At 72.9% G+C, this 13,865-nt stretch carries 13 protein-coding genes; 1 reads left to right on the plus strand and 12 read right to left on the minus strand.

The genetic code is table 11. The features are described 5' to 3' along the window. Nucleotides 1-189 precede the first annotated feature (189 nt). Nucleotides 190-444: a hypothetical protein gene (locus tag KME75_RS14060; RefSeq protein ID WP_219415082.1), complete on the plus strand. Its 255-nt coding sequence runs from the start codon at nucleotides 190-192 to the stop codon at nucleotides 442-444. Nucleotides 445-844: 400 nt separating this feature from the next. Here the strand turns inward: KME75_RS14060 and KME75_RS14065 are convergent, their stop codons facing one another. The 12 genes from KME75_RS14065 to KME75_RS14120 all read right to left on the minus strand — a co-directional run bounded on the left by KME75_RS14065 (nucleotide 845) and on the right by KME75_RS14120 (nucleotide 13,864). Further along, on the minus strand, nucleotides 845-1,618 hold the full coding sequence (locus KME75_RS14065; protein ID WP_219415083.1) for an SDR family oxidoreductase: 774 nt from the start codon (nucleotides 1,616-1,618) through the stop codon (nucleotides 845-847). Continuing rightward, nucleotides 1,618-2,508 (minus strand): dihydrodipicolinate synthase family protein, encoded by an 891-nt coding sequence (locus KME75_RS14070; protein WP_219415084.1) that lies wholly within the window; start codon nucleotides 2,506-2,508, stop codon nucleotides 1,618-1,620. Before KME75_RS14070 ends, KME75_RS14065 begins: the two co-directional genes overlap by 1 nt. Next, complete coding sequence (locus KME75_RS14075; protein WP_219415085.1) at nucleotides 2,508-4,589, minus strand: TRAP transporter permease; 2,082 nt, start codon at nucleotides 4,587-4,589, stop codon at nucleotides 2,508-2,510. The genes KME75_RS14070 and KME75_RS14075 overlap by 1 nt, the downstream gene beginning before the upstream one ends. Then, complete coding sequence (locus KME75_RS14080) at nucleotides 4,586-5,113, minus strand: DUF1850 domain-containing protein (RefSeq protein WP_219415086.1); 528 nt, start codon at nucleotides 5,111-5,113, stop codon at nucleotides 4,586-4,588. The genes KME75_RS14075 and KME75_RS14080 overlap by 4 nt, the downstream gene beginning before the upstream one ends. A gap of 13 nt (nucleotides 5,114-5,126) precedes the next feature. Next, nucleotides 5,127-6,140, minus strand: coding sequence for a TAXI family TRAP transporter solute-binding subunit (locus tag KME75_RS14085; protein ID WP_219415087.1), 1,014 nt, complete (start codon nucleotides 6,138-6,140; stop codon nucleotides 5,127-5,129). A gap of 180 nt (nucleotides 6,141-6,320) precedes the next feature. Beyond that, a complete protein-coding gene (locus KME75_RS14090; RefSeq protein WP_219415088.1) occupies nucleotides 6,321-7,304 on the minus strand; it encodes a Bug family tripartite tricarboxylate transporter substrate binding protein in 984 nt (327 codons plus the stop codon). Nucleotides 7,305-7,329: 25 nt separating this feature from the next. After that, on the minus strand, nucleotides 7,330-8,295 hold the full coding sequence (locus KME75_RS14095) for a tripartite tricarboxylate transporter substrate binding protein (RefSeq protein ID WP_219415089.1): 966 nt from the start codon (nucleotides 8,293-8,295) through the stop codon (nucleotides 7,330-7,332). Between the two features lie 15 nt (nucleotides 8,296-8,310). Beyond that, nucleotides 8,311-8,979, minus strand: a complete 669-nt coding sequence (locus KME75_RS14100) for a 3-oxoacid CoA-transferase subunit B (protein WP_219415090.1) — start codon at nucleotides 8,977-8,979, stop codon at nucleotides 8,311-8,313. After that, entirely contained in the window at nucleotides 8,976-9,641 is a 666-nt protein-coding gene (locus KME75_RS14105; RefSeq protein WP_219415091.1) for a 3-oxoacid CoA-transferase subunit A, read from the minus strand. The genes KME75_RS14100 and KME75_RS14105 overlap by 4 nt, the downstream gene beginning before the upstream one ends. Then, entirely contained in the window at nucleotides 9,638-11,338 is a 1,701-nt protein-coding gene (locus KME75_RS14110) for a thiamine pyrophosphate-binding protein (protein ID WP_219415092.1), read from the minus strand. The genes KME75_RS14105 and KME75_RS14110 overlap by 4 nt, the downstream gene beginning before the upstream one ends. Next, nucleotides 11,322-12,290 carry a tripartite tricarboxylate transporter substrate binding protein gene (locus KME75_RS14115; RefSeq protein WP_219415093.1) on the minus strand — a complete coding sequence of 323 codons (969 nt, stop codon included), beginning with the start codon at nucleotides 12,288-12,290 and terminating at the stop codon, nucleotides 11,322-11,324. Before KME75_RS14115 ends, KME75_RS14110 begins: the two co-directional genes overlap by 17 nt. Beyond that, nucleotides 12,287-13,864 (minus strand): tripartite tricarboxylate transporter permease, encoded by a 1,578-nt coding sequence (locus tag KME75_RS14120; protein WP_219415094.1) that lies wholly within the window; start codon nucleotides 13,862-13,864, stop codon nucleotides 12,287-12,289. Before KME75_RS14120 ends, KME75_RS14115 begins: the two co-directional genes overlap by 4 nt. Nucleotide 13,865: the final 1 nt, after the last annotated feature.

Here is a 13,865-nt window from a genome sequence, read left to right on the forward strand (position 1 = left end):
CGTCGCGGTGTCCGGTCGGGCAGCAACGGCTCCAGCCGTGCCCACTCCGCGTCGGTCAAGTCGTGGCGATCAAGCACAGAAGAGATCTACCGCAGCCGACCCGCATGATCCACGGGACACGCTCTAGTCCGATCGGTCGGGCTCGTGCGTTCCTCCGGGACCCGTACGGGGTAGCCCAATGACGTGTGGATGTGCGTCGTGGTTCCGCTGGCCGTCATGCTGATCGCGATCGGCCTGCAGCGGCTCGAGGCGGGGCTGCTGCCCGACCGGAACCGATCCACGCATCACGAGCGGAGCATCCGGCGCCGTGTGCGGACGCGACGGGCCGTGCAGCCCCGTGCGGGGCTCGCGCTCCTGTCCCGTGCCGCAAAGTCGTCTGGCAGTCCGTACAACCGCATCCACCGCTTCCCGGCCCGGCGCCGCCTCGTGCACGGCCGCGGCTGACCCGCGTCCCGTCACCCGCCGGGGTGGTCCTGAGGTCCCCGCGTGTCGCCCGATCGGCGTTCCCGCCGTTGTGGCGTCCCCGGCCGGGTACCCGCGGCCACAGTGGACCGGAAGGGGATCGCCGTGCCAGCGGACATCGGGTCTGTGCAGGTCACCGCCCACGTGACGCCGGCCGGCTCCTGAGCCCGGGAGCGGGCGGTCTGGCTCGGCTCCGCCGCCCGCTCCCGACCCCATTCCCGACCCGACTCGCGCGCACGGATCGCCCGACTCGCGCGCACGGATCGCCCGACTCGCGGGAGGGCCCGCGCGGTTCTCCGCGAGTCGGGGCCTGAGTGCGCGCGAGTCGGAGTCTGAGTGCGCGCGAGTCGGGGCCTGAGTGCGCGCGAGTCGGGATCGGAACTCAGTGCGCCCGGACCAGCCCGCCGTCGCACCGGATCTGCTCACCGGTGACGTACGAGGCCGCGGCGCTCGCCAGGAACGTGACGACGGCCGCGAACTCGGCGGGGGTGCCGTAGCGGCCGGTCGGGATCGTCGCCTCGGAGCGGGCCCTGGCCTCCGCGGGCGTGACCCCGGTGCGGCCGGCGACCGCCTCGTCCAGCACGCCCACCCGGTCGGTGTCGATGCGGCCCGGCAGCACCATGTTGACGGTCACGCCGTCCGCTGCGACCTCGCTCGCGAGCGTCTTGAGGTAGCCCGCGAGCGCGGCGCGCCCCGCGTTGGACGCCACGAGCTGCGCGATCGGCTGCTGCACCCCGCTCGACGCGATGGCGACGATCCGCCCGAAGCCGCGTTCGCGCATCCCGGGCAGCACAGCGGCGACGAGCCGCTGGTGCGGGTGCACGAGCTGCGCGACGGCGGCGGACATCTGGTCCGGCGTGAAGTCGACGGCGCTACCCGGCGGGGGCCCGCCGCCGTTGAGCACCAGCACGTCGACCGGGCCGAACTCCTCTTCGGCCCGGGCGACGAGGGTGGCGGCACCGTCGGGCTCGGTGATGTCGGCCTCGACGCCGATGGCCGAGGGCAGCCGCTCCGCCTCCGCGCGCACCTGCTCGCCGCGTCGGCCGGCGAGGACGACGTGCGCGCCCTCCGCCGCGAGTGCCTGGGCCACGGCGAGGCCGAGCCCCGACGTGGAACCGGGGACGAGCGCGACCCGTCCCTGCAGACCGAGATCCATCAGGCGTTCACCTCCGTGGGCACCGCTGCGAGGTGCGCGTCGACGAGGGGCAGAAGGGGCGTCGGCACCGCCGGGGCCGGCGGCCGGACGGCCGCGTCGGCGAGGACGCCGCGGCGGCGCAGGATCTCCTTGCGCAGGGCGAGCCCGATCCCGGGCTGCGCCTCGAAGTTCACCAGCGGCAGCCAGGGTGCGAAGACGTCCCGGGCGGTGCGGTAGCCGCCGCCGTCCCAGGCCCGCAGCGCCGCCAGCAGCGCTTCGGGGTGGGAGAAGCCGGTCATGGCGCCCGCGGCGCCCGCCGCGAGCTCGTCGAGCAGGCCGACGCCGCCGAGCCCACCGAACACGGGCACCTGCGTCCCGGCCGTGAGCGCCGCGATCGCCGCGGCCGTCGGCGGCGCCTCGGACTTCACCGCCACCACGAACGGGCAGCGCTCCAGTGTGGCGAGCACCTGCGCGGGCGAGATCCGGACCCCGGACGCCACCGGGTAGTCCTGCAGGACGATCCCGGTGCCGGTGGCGTCCTGCACGGCGGTGAGGTGCGCGGCGAGCACATCCGGGTCGGGGCTGTTGACCTGCACCATCAGGGCGGCGGGTGCAGCCGCGGACACGGCCGTGCCCGCCTGCTCGACGGCGACCGCGGTGGTGCGCGCGGAGAGTCCCACCACGATCGGCAGGTCCGGTGCCTCCGCCGCGACGGTGCGCACGACGAGCGCCTGCTCGGCCGAGTTCAGTGCGGCGCCCTCGCCGAACACCCCCAGCGCCACCAGGCCGGTGGCCGGGACACCGGCGAACATGCGCACCTGTCGGCGCAACGACTCCTCGTCGACCCGCAGGTCGGGGGCGGCGAAGGGCGTGGCGAGCACGCCCCACAGGCCCCGCGCGAGAGGTTTCATCAGGTGGTCGTCTCCTTCGGGGAGGGAGTTGTCGGGGCCGGTCCGGACCTGGTGCGCCGGCGCCGCCGCCCCACCAGGTGCGCCGCGACCCCCGCCAGGATCGCCACCGCGCCGACGCCGATGGCGACGGGCGCCATCACCAGCAGCGCGACGGCGGCGACCGCGAACAGGGCGCGCTCGGGCCACTGCGCGGGCCCGACGAGCCACGCCCCGGTGACGACGGCCAGCGCGGCGACCGCGGCGGCGGCGGTGATCGCAGCGGTGACGACCGTACCGGCGCCGCCCGCGAACAGCAGCCCGACGCCCTGTGGCGAGAGCACGACGATGAACGGGACGAGGAAGGCCGGCAGCGTATACTTCCAGGTGAGCCACATCGTCCGCACCGGCTTGCCGCCCGTGATCGCCGACGCGGCGAACGGCGACAGTGCGGTGGGCGGCGAGACCTCGCTCAGCACCGAGTAGTAGAAGACGAACATCGCCGCGGCGAAGGCGGGCACGCCCACGTCCTGCAGCGCCGGGCCGATGATCACCCACGAGATGATGAAGCTCGCCGTGACGGGCACGGCCAGCCCGAGCAGGATCACCGAGATCGCCGAGAACAACGCCGTCAGCGCGAGGTTCCCGCCCGCGATCATGACGATGATGTTGGCCAGCTTGAGACCGAGCCCGGTCAGCGTCATGACCCCGACGATGATCCCGGCCGCGGCCATCACCGGCACCACCGACAGCGCGCCGGTGGCCCCGGACCCGAGGGCCTCGAGGGTTCGCCGGGGGGTCATCCACGCTTGGCGTTCGAGGAAGCTCAGCACGAACGCGAGCGCGGTGGCGAGCACCACGGCGCGGAAGGGCGTGTAGCCCATCGCCATGAACACGACGATCGCGATGAGCGAGCTGAAGTGGTACCCGAACCGGAGCAGCAGCTTCCCGGCCGGTTGGACGTCGAGGTCGATCGCGTGCGTCTTGAAGCGGCGCGCGTCCATCTCGACCGCGAGGATGATTCCGAAGTAGTACAGCAGCGTCGGGATCGTCGCCCAGATCAGCACCTGCAGGTAGGAGACGCCGAGCAGCTCCGCGATGATGAACGCCGCGGCCCCGAGGGTGGGCGGTGACATGATCGCGCCGATACCGGCCGCGGCCAGGACGGCGCCCCCGTTCTCCTGCGGGTAGCCCGCGCGGCGCAGCAGCGGCCAGGTGACGCCACCGAGGGTGACGGTGGTGGCCACCCCAGAGCCCGACACGGTGCCGAGCAGGAACCCGGCCAGCGTCACGGTTCGCCCGGGGCCCGCAGCCGACTGGCCGAAGGCGGAGAACGACATGTCGATGAAGAAGCGGGTGGCCCCGGAGTACGTCAGGACGGCGCCATAGATCGTGAACAGGATGATGTAGGTGGCGGCCACGTCCATCGGCACACCGAAGAGGCCCTGGGTGCCCATCACGTTGTGCCCGACCAGCCGGGGCCACTGGTAGTCGGCCGTGGCGAACGGGCCGGGGAAGAAGGACCCGAAGCGCGCGTAGCCGAGGAAGCCCAGGACGACGAGCGGCACGAGCAGTCCGACGGTGCGCCGGGCCGCCTCGAGGGTGAGAACGATCGCGATCGTGCCCATCACGAGGTCGAGGTCGGTGGGCACCACCGCCCGCCGGAAGAAGGAATCCCAGTCCGACACGATGTAGGCGAACGGCACGAGCGCCACCGCCGCGAGCAGCCAGTCGACGAGGTGCGGGTGGTCCGGGCGGTCCTCCGCCTTCGCCCGCTGCGGCCGTGGCCAGCCGCGGTAGACCAGGAACGTCATCGACAGCCCGACCCCGAGGAACGACGGCAGGTAGACCTGCACGGGCATCGGGTTGAACACCCACCACAGGGCGTACAAGGACAGGCCGATGCCCATCGCCTGCACGACGCGCAGGGGAATCCCGGACAGGTGCCGCGCCGGCTTCTCGGACTCGTACTCGGCGAGGAGCGCCTCCTCGTCGATGGGCTCGTCGATGGGCTTGTCGATGGGCTTGTCGCCGGCCTCGTCGACGGTGCTGGTGGTGTCGTCCTCGGCCGAGGCGCGCCCGGGGTCGTCGTGCCGCTTCCTCATGAGGACTCCTCGACGTCGAGGACAACGGTGGGATCGGAGGGGGCGAGCGGAGGCAGCGCGACCGGCGGGTGGCCGGGGACGTGCAGGGTGCGCTCGCCGAGGGCGGTGGCGGCGATCGACAGCTCGGCGAAGGCCGGGTTGCGGTCCGGTGCCGCCACCCAGTTGCGACGGTCGCCGTCCGGGGCGGCGGTGACCGGCCCCGGTACGGCGTAGTACTCCTCGAGCACCGCGAGCTGGTCGGCGGCGAGCTCGACGAGTACGAAACGCCCGTCGGCGGCCACGCGGTAGCGCTCCTCCGCCGGCGTGCGGTAGATCGAGTTGCGGTAGCTCACGGCGAAGGTCCCTGCGGTGAGCGGCACCTGCGCGAGCAGTGCCCCCTCGGCGTCGCGCACGGTCACCGCGCGGCCGGCGCCGCCCGCGTCGGCCGCTCCGGCGCAGCCGACGAGCCCGATGCCCGACACCGCGCCCGCCACGACGCCGACGGCACAGGCGACGGCGGCGAGGCGGGCGCGGAGCGGGACCACGATGTTCCCCGGATCAGCCTGCTGCCTGCTCGAAGTAGGCCTGCGCGCCCGGGCAGACGGGCACGAAGCCGACGTCGCCCGCCGTGGCCGGGTCGAGGGCCTCGGCCGCCGGGTGGACGGTGGTCAGCTGCTGCTTGTTCTCGAAGATCGTCCGGGTGATGTCCTGCTGGAGTTGCTCCGGCATGTCGGACCGCACGACGAGGACGTTCGGCACCACGACCTCCGGGACGGGCTGGGTCTGCCCCTGGTAGGTATCTGCCGGGATCTCCTCCGACAGGTAGTACGGGCCGTACTGCTCCGACAGCGGTTTGGCGTACTCGCCGGTGGGGATCAGCACCATGTCGCCGGTGCTCGCCAGGTCGACCAGGGCACCGGTCGGCAAGCCACCCGACCAGAAGCCGGCGTCGATCGTGCTGTCGCGCAGCGCCTGCACCGTCTCCCCGACGCCCAGCTGGGCCCGCTGGATGTCGGTGTCGGGGTTGATCCCGGCGGCCTCGAGGATCCGGACGGCGATCACCTCGGTGCCCGACCCGGGCGAGCCGACGGACACGCGCTTGCCCCGCAGGTCCTCAATGGTCCGGATACCGGTAGCGCCCGTGGTGACCGGCTGCGTGAAGTTGTTGTAGAGCTTGCCGAGGGTGCAGACGTCGACCGGGTTGCCCTCGAACTGACCCGCCCCCTCCACGGCGTCGGCCACCGTGTCGCCGAGCGCCAACGCGAGGTCGGCGGCACCGTTCTGCACCAGCAGGAGGTTGTCGACGGAGGCGTTGGTCTCCTGGACCGTGGCCGTGATGCCCTCGACGCTCTGGCTGAGCACGTTGGCGATGCCGCCGCCGTAGGGGTAGTAGACGCCGCCGGTGCCGCCCGTGGCGATGGACAGCGTGCCGTCCGCACCGGGTGGCTGATCGCCTCCGCCTCCGCCCCCGCCGCCGCAGCCGGCGAGCAGCAGTGTGCCGGCGGCCACGAGCGCGCCGAGTGCCCGGCGGTGTGCTCCGGACGGGCGCCGGCTCCTGGACGTGTGGGCCATGACCCTCCTCCTCGTGGTGCCCCGTCGGGCGCCGTCGCGACGTTGCGTGAGTGACCGAGAGTGGGGCACTTCGTGGCAGGTAAACATGTCACATCGCCGGAGCGGCGCCACCCCCTGCGACGCGATCGTGATGCGAGCCGGCGCGTCGCTCAGCGCTGATGCTCGCTCCGCAAGCTCCGGTCAGCCGGCCCGCAGCTCCTGCGCCACCGGCCCGTACACCTCCACGATCTCGTCGAGGATCGCCCGGAACTCCTGCGCCCCGATGAACTCGTCCGGGACGTAGGCCTCGTCGAGCTGCTGCCGGACGGAGTCGTCGGCCAGCGCGTCCCGCATCGTGGCCTCCAGCTCGGCGATGATCTCCGGCGGCGTCCCGACCGGCGCACCCAGCCCGAAGATCGACGTGCTGTAGGTGAGCTCGGGGAAGCCAAGCTCGACGAGCGTGGGCGTGTCCGGCAGGTAGTCGACGCGCTCGGCGGTGCTGATCGCCAGCGGCCGGAACGCGCCGGCGTCGATCTGCTCGCGGACATCCTGCGATACGTTGATCATCACGGCGTCCACGGTGCCGCCGAGGATCGCCTGGATCAGCTCGGCGTTGCCGTTGAACGGCACCACCGTGACCTGGACGCCGTACAGGTTCGCGAGGCGGCGCAGCTCGATGGCCTGGGAGGTGGTGGCCCCCGGGGTGCCGACGGTCAGCTCGCCGGGCCGCTGCCGCGCCGCGTCGAAGAACGCGGCGCCGTCGGCGAACGGGGAGCCCGCGCCGACGGCCAGCATCGACGGGATCTGGGTGATCACGCCGATCGTCTGGAAGTCCTCCGGCCCGTAGGCGACGTCCTGGATCAGCGGGGTGACCACCGTCGACGGGGCCGCGATCAGCTTGAGCGTGTACCCGTCGGGCTCGCTGCTGATGAGCTCGTTCATCGCCACCGAACCGGCCGCGCCGGGCAGGTTCTCCACGAGCACCGGCTGGCCGAGGCGCTGCTCCATGGACGCGCCCATCGTGCGGGCGGCGAGGTCGGTCGGCCCGCCCGCGGTGTAGGGGACGAGCACCCGGATCTCCTCCGTGGGGAACTCCTCGGGAGCCGCGTCCGACCCGCTCCCGCCACCGCACGCGGCGGCGAGCATTGACAGGGCGGCGATCGCCACCCACTTCCCGTGTCGCATCGTCTGCTCCTTACGCCGGGCGCCGTCAGGCGCCGAGGATCGGCTCGTACACGGCCTGCGTGTTGTCGAGGATGGCCCGCAGCTCGTCCGCGCCGCGGAACTCCGGGCCGATGTAGCGCTCGCCGACCGTCTCGACGACCGTCGGGTCCGAGTGGGCCTTGCGCAGCGCGTCCTCCAGCCGGGTCACCACCGGGTCCGGCATGCCCGCGGGGCCGGCCAGCCCGAACGTGGAACCGGACAGGGTGAGGCCGGGGAAGCCCGCCTCCACCAGCGTCGGGGTGTCGGGGAGCCACTCGAGGCGCTCCTCGGTGGACACCGCCAGCGGCCGGAAGCTGCCCGCCTCGATGTTCTCCACGACGTCCTGCGAGGCGTTGATGAGGACCGCGTCGACGTTGCCACCGAGCAGCGCGGTGGTCATCTCGGCGTTGCCGTTGAACGGGACCACGGTGAACTCGACGCCGAACTCGTCGCGCATCCGCTGCAGCTCGATGGCCTGCGGGGTGGACGCCCCCGGGACGCCCAGGGTGACCGTGCCCGGCTGCTGCCGGGCGGCGTCGGTGAGGGCGCCGATGTCCTGGTACTGCGAGTTGGCGCCGACCGCGAACAGGGACGGCACCTCGGACATCACGCCGATCGTCGTGATGTCCGCCGCGGTGTAGCCGACGTCGTTGGCCAGCGGCGTCAGCACCGTGGTGCCCGCGGTGACCAGCGCCAGCGTGTACCCGTCCGGTTCGGAACCGATGAGCTCCTGGGTGGCGACGGCCCCGGAGCCGCCGGGCAGGTTCTCCACGACCACGGGCTGCCCGAGGTCCTGCTCGAGGAACTCCCCGTAGGCGCGCGCGGTCAGGTCGGTGGGGCCGCCCGCGGCGTAGGGCACGATCAGCCGGATCGACTCGCTGGGGAACGGCGCGTTCTCCTGCGCCCCACCGCCGCATGCGGCCAGCAGGGTGAGCGCCGCGAGACCGACGGCGGCGAGCATGCGTCGTTGCATGGGGTCCTCCCGGGATCAGGTGGGGGAGAGCAGAGCGAGGTCGGGGGCGAACTGCAGCTCGGCGGCCGTGACGTCCCGCAGGTGGTCCGGGGTGACGCCGGCGGCCAGCTCGCGCACGAGGAAGCCCTCCGGTGTCACGTCGAGCACGGCCAGGTCGGTGTAGACGCGGTCGACCACGCCTGCCGCCGTGAGCGGGTAGGTGCATTCCGCGAGGAGTTTCGGGCGGCCGTCGCGGGTGGTGTGGGTGGTCATCACGAGCACCCGGCGGGCCCCGACGGCGAGGTCCATCGCGCCGCCGACGGCCGGCGGCATCGTCGCCACGTCGGTGGCCCAGTTGGCGAGGTCACCGTTCGCGCCGACCTGGAACGCGCCGAGCACGGTGATGTCGATGTGCCCGCCGCGCATCATCACGAACGCCTCGGTGTGGTGGAAATAGGCGCCACCGGGCAGCAGCGTCACCTGCTGCTTGCCCGCGTTGATCAGCTCCGGGTCCCCGGTGCCGGGCGCGGGCGCCGGTCCCATCCCGAGGATCCCGTTCTCGCTGTGGTAGATGATCTCCCGGTCCGGCGGGACGACGTCGGCCACGAGCGTCGGCAGGCCGATGCCCACGTTCACGTACGAGCCGTCGGGGATGTCGAGCGCCACCCGGCGCGCCATCTCCGCGGGAGACAGACCAGTTGTCATGCCGACACCTCCACCACGCGGTCGACGAAGATCCCGGGCGTCACCACGGCCTCCGGGTCGAGGTCGCCGAGCTCCACGAACGTGCGCACCTGCGCCACGGTGAGCTCGGCCGCCGTGGCCATCACGGGCCCGAAGTTGCGGGCCGCGGAGTGGTAGACGAGGTTGCCCCACCGGTCGGCCCGGTCGGCCTTGATCAGGGCGAGGTCGGCGTGCAGCGGCTTCTCGAACACGTGCCGGCGCCCGTCGATCACCCGGACCTCCTTGCCGCCGGCGAGGGGCGAGTCGGCGCCCGCAGGGGTGAAGAAGCCGCCGAGGCCCGCCCCGGCGGCGCGCATGCGCTCGCTGAGCGTGCCCTGCGGCACCAGCTCCAGCTCGATCTCGCCCGCCCGCCAGAACTTCTCGAACCACACCGAGCCCGCGGATCGCGGGTACGAGCAGACGATCTTCCGGACCCGACCCTCGCGGATCAGTGCCGCGATGTCGGACTCGCCGCTCCCCGCGTTGTTGGTGACGATCGTGAGGTCCCGGACGCCGAGCTCGAGCACGCCGTGCACCAGCGCCACCGGCACGCCGGAGTTGCCGAACCCGCCGACGAGCACGGTGGCGCCGTCGCGGACCCCGGCCACCGCGTCGGCGACCGCCGGGACGCGCTTGTCGATCACACGCCCTCCCGGGCCCGGTACCAGCGGGGCGACGTCGACGGCGGTGGGGTCAGGCCGGCCCGCACCGCGATCAGGTTCGGGCCGTCGTCGTCGAGGCTCTTGACGAGTGCTGCCTCGAACGCCTCGCCGAACCCGTCGACGCTGTGCGCGGTCACCCCGAACGCGCCGGCCAGCGTGGCGAAGTCGGGGGTCGCGAGGTCGACGCCGCGCGTCGGCACCCCGGCGTGCACCTGGTCGAAGCGCAGCATCCCGTAGCCGCCGTCGTCGACGAGCACCACGGTGAGCGGCAGTCGCTCCTGGGCCGCGGTCGCCAGCTCGCCGCACGCGAAGAGGAAGCCGCCGTCGCCGACGATCGCGACGGCCCTGCCCTGCCCGACGGCCCGGCCCTGCCCGACGGCCCTGCCCTGCCCGACGGCCCGGCCCTGCCCGGCGACGGCCGCCCCGAGCGCGGCGGGGAAGGCGTAGCCGAGCGTGCCCCAGCCCATCGGGTACGCGAGCCGCCGCGGGCCCGGCACGCGGTGGAACCCGGCCACCCAGTAACCGGCGATGCACATGTCGGTGAGCACCACGGCGTCGTCGGGGACCACGCGACCGAGGACGTCCAGCAGCTGCGCGGCCTGCGGCTCCTCCTCCTGCACGAGCGCCGCGACGTGCCCGCCCAGCACCGCGATCCGCGCGGTGAGGTCGGCGAGGCCGTCGCGCTCCGGCACGGCGTCGGCGAGCCGGGCGGTGACCGCCTGCGCGTCCCCGACGAGCACGTGGTCGCAGGCGTAGTTCTTCGCCGCGTCCGCCGCGTCCACGTTGATCGCCAGCAGCGCCGGCGGCTGCGGCATCCGCCAGTTCTGGGTGGTCATGCCGTCCAGGTCGCTGCCGACTGAGATCACCAGGTCGGCCTCGTCCCACAGCGCCCCGATCGCCGGGACGTGCGCCGGGCCGGGCACCAGGCACGGGTGGTCGGGTGGGAGCACCCCGCGGCCGAGGTACGTCGTCACGACCGGCGCGGCCAGCCGCTCGGCCAGCCTGCCCACCGCGTCGCCCGCGCCGGCCCGCAGCGCGCCGCCGCCCACCCAGAGCAGCGGGCGCTCCGCCCGTGCGATCAGCGCGAGCGCGGCGTCGAGGTCCGGCTCCCGGTCGTCGGCCTGCGGCGCCGCGGCGGGTGCACGTTCGGTGACGGCGGCGGAGAGCAGGTCGGTCGGCACCCCGAGGTACACCGGCCCGGTCGGGGCGGCCAGCGCCGCCCGGCCCGCCGCGATGGTGTCGGCGTACAGCTCGTCCGCGCTCGCCGTGGTGGTCGTCGACTTCGTGATGGGCGCGAACATCGCGCCCTGGTCGCGGGTCTCGTGCAGCACCCCGCGGTACACACCGGGCCTGCGCAACGTCGACGGGATGTCGGTGGCCACGACGAGCACCGGCGCCCCGGCGGTCATCGCCTCGCCGGTCGCGCCGAGCGTGTTGGCCGCGCCCGGCCCGGTGGTCACCACCGCCACCCCGAGGCGCCCGGTCGCCCGCGCGTACCCGTCGGCGGCGTACACCGCGGCCTGCTCGTGCCGGACCCCGACCAGCCGGATCCCGGCGTCGGCCGCCGCCTCCCACACCGCCAGGTTGTGCACGCCGGGCAGCCCGAACGCGATCTCGACGCCCAGCTCGCGCAGTGCGTCGACCAGTGCCGCTCCCCCGTTGTCAGCCACCTGCGACATCCCGGAACGTCTCCTCCGTCTGGGCGAACAGTTCTGCCAGGTCCGCGCTGCCGAGGAACTCCTCGGGTACGTAGCGCTCGTCGAGCGCCTTCACGACCTCCGGGTCGGACGACGCGGCGCGCATCGTCTCCTCGAGCCGGGCGATGACCGGCTCGGGCGTGCCGGCCGGGGCGATCACGCCGAACGTCGTGGTGCTCTGCGTCAGCTCCGGGTAGCCCTGCTCGACGAACGTCGGCGCGTCGATGTAGGGCAGCCGCTCCTGCGTGCCGACGGCGAGCACCCGCAGGTCGCCGTTCTCGATGGACGGGAGCATGTCCTGCGAGACGTTGACGAAGCCCGCCACGGTGTTGCCGCCGAGCAGCGCCGTGAGGACCTCCTGGTTGCCGTTGAACGGCACCACGGTCAACGGCACGTCGTAGAGCTGCGTGATGCGGCGGGTCTCGGCGGCGTGCGTGTTGGTGGCGCCGGGCGTGGCCACCGTGACCTTCTGCGGGTTGGCCCGCGCGTCGGCGAACAGGGCCTCGAGGTCCGCGTAGGGGGAAGCGGCCGGCACCACGAGCGCCGACGGCACCTGGGTGATCACCCCGACCGGGGCGAAGTCCTCCCGGGTGTAGCCGACGTCGTTGCTCAGGTAGTTGAGCACGGCCGTCGGCAGCGCCGTCATCGACAGGGTGTAGCCGTCGGCGTCGGCGGAGAGCATCTCCTGGTAGGCGGTCGTGCCGGAGGCTCCGGGGAGGTTCTCCACGACGACCGACTGGCCGAGGTCCGCTTCCATGTACCGACCCAGCGTCCGCGCGGCGATGTCCGTCGGGCCGCCCGCCACGTAGGGGACGATCAGCCGGATCTGGTCGGACGGGTACGTCTCCGGGTCACCGGACCCGGATCCCTGGCCGCACGCGGCGAGCAGCAGGCCCGCTGCGAGACCGGCGGCCAGCAGGCGCAGGCGCTTCATGAGTCTCCCAAGGTGTCGGAGTCGGTTTCGCGGCCGGCGCGGGCGAGGCCGTTGCCGTTCCCGTCGTCGTCGAGGGTGTCGTGGCGGTGCAGCACGCGGGCCCGGCGCCGCGCGGTGAGGATGCTGACCACGATGATCAGCGCCATCACCGCGAAGATGCCGCCGGAGATCGGCCGGGTGACGAAGATGCCCAGGCTGCCGCCGGAGATGAGCATCGACTGGCGGAAGGCGCGCTCCAGGATCGGCCCGAGTACGAACGCCAGCACCAGCGGGCCCGGCTCGAACCCGGTCTTCTTCATCAGCCAGCCCAGCACGCCGAAGGCCAGCACGACCCACATGTCCGTGGCGTCGTTGTTGATCGAGAAGACGCCCGCCATCGTCACGAGCAGGGCGAACGCGCCGAGGATGCCCGCCCGCACCCGCAAGATCTGCACGAACACCCCGACCAGCGGGATGTTCAGCGCGAGCAGCATCAGGTTGCCGATGAACATCGACGCGATCACGCCCCAGAAGATCTCCGGGTTCTGGCTGATCAGCTGCGGACCGGGGGTGATGCCCTGCACGAGCAGCGCCCCGAAGATCAGTGCGAGGACGACGTTGGCGGGGATGCCGAGGGTGAGCAGCGGGATGAACGCCGACGTCGACGAGGCGTTGTTGGCGGTCTCCGGACCGGCGACACCCTCGATGGCGCCCTTGCCGAACCGGCTCGGGTCCTTGGCCCGGCGCTTCTCCAACGCGTAGGAGGCCAGCGACGACACCACACCGCCGCCACCCGGCAGCACGCCGATCACGAACCCGAGCACGCTGCCGCGGCCGATGGCGCCCGCGGAGTCGTGCAGGTCCTTGCGGCTCGGCCAGATGTGCGTGATCTTCTTCGTGACGGCCTGGACCTTCTCGGTGCGCTCCAGGCTGTGCAGGATCTCCCCGACCCCGAACAGGCCCATCGCGACGGCGACGAAGTCCAGCCCGTCGAACAGCGCCACCTGGCCGAAGGTGAACCGGGTGGTCCCGGTGATCGGGTCCTGCCCGACGGTGGCGAGCAGCAGGCCCAGCGCCGCCATCGAGAGACTCTTCAGCACCGATCCGGTGCCGAGGTAGGTGACGAGGAGGATGCCCAGCGTCGTCAGCGCGACGTACTCCGGCGGGCCGAACGACACGGCGAGCGCGGCGAGCGGCGGGGCGAGCAGGGTGAGCCCGACGACGGCGAGGATCCCGCCGATGAACGAGCCGATCGCCGCGATCCCCAGCGCGGGCCCGGCTCTGCCCTGTTTGGCCATCTGGTAGCCGTCGAAGGTCGTGACGACCGACGCCGCCTCTCCCGGCAGCCGCAGCAGCACCGAGGTGATCGTGCCGCCGTACATCGACCCGTAGTAGATGCCGGCCAGCAGGATCACCGCTGTGGCCGGCTCGATCGTGTAGGTCAGCGGCAGCAGCAGGGCGATGGTCGCGGTGGGGCCGAGCCCCGGGAGCACGCCGATGACCGTGCCGATGAGTACGCCGATGAAGACGTAGAGGATGTTGATCGGGTCGAGCGCAACCGCGAAGCCCTGGGCGATGCCGTCCATCAGTCCCATG

The sequence above is a fragment of the Pseudonocardia nigra genome, from assembly GCF_019396355.1.
Classification (GTDB): domain Bacteria; phylum Actinomycetota; class Actinomycetes; order Mycobacteriales; family Pseudonocardiaceae; genus Pseudonocardia; species Pseudonocardia nigra.

What these genes read in the sequence shown, in the direction of transcription:
- KME75_RS14065 (WP_219415083.1), bottom strand. Translation starts at nt 1,618, where the DNA reads ATGGATCTCGGTCTGCAGGGACGGGTCGCGCTCGTCCCCGGTTCCACG.
- KME75_RS14100 (WP_219415090.1), bottom strand. Translation starts at nt 8,979, where the DNA reads ATGACAACTGGTCTGTCTCCCGCGGAGATGGCGCGCCGGGTGGCGCTC.
- KME75_RS14095 (WP_219415089.1), bottom strand. Translation starts at nt 8,295, where the DNA reads ATGCAACGACGCATGCTCGCCGCCGTCGGTCTCGCGGCGCTCACCCTG.
- KME75_RS14085 (WP_219415087.1), bottom strand. Translation starts at nt 6,140, where the DNA reads ATGGCCCACACGTCCAGGAGCCGGCGCCCGTCCGGAGCACACCGCCGG.
- KME75_RS14090 (WP_219415088.1), bottom strand. Translation starts at nt 7,304, where the DNA reads ATGCGACACGGGAAGTGGGTGGCGATCGCCGCCCTGTCAATGCTCGCC.
- KME75_RS14060 (WP_219415082.1), top strand. Translation starts at nt 190, where the DNA reads ATGTGCGTCGTGGTTCCGCTGGCCGTCATGCTGATCGCGATCGGCCTG.
- KME75_RS14070 (WP_219415084.1), bottom strand. Translation starts at nt 2,508, where the DNA reads ATGAAACCTCTCGCGCGGGGCCTGTGGGGCGTGCTCGCCACGCCCTTC.
- KME75_RS14110 (WP_219415092.1), bottom strand. Translation starts at nt 11,338, where the DNA reads ATGTCGCAGGTGGCTGACAACGGGGGAGCGGCACTGGTCGACGCACTG.
- KME75_RS14115 (WP_219415093.1), bottom strand. Translation starts at nt 12,290, where the DNA reads ATGAAGCGCCTGCGCCTGCTGGCCGCCGGTCTCGCAGCGGGCCTGCTG.
- KME75_RS14120 (WP_219415094.1), bottom strand. Translation starts at nt 13,864, where the DNA reads ATGGGACTGATGGACGGCATCGCCCAGGGCTTCGCGGTTGCGCTCGAC.
- KME75_RS14075 (WP_219415085.1), bottom strand. Translation starts at nt 4,589, where the DNA reads ATGAGGAAGCGGCACGACGACCCCGGGCGCGCCTCGGCCGAGGACGAC.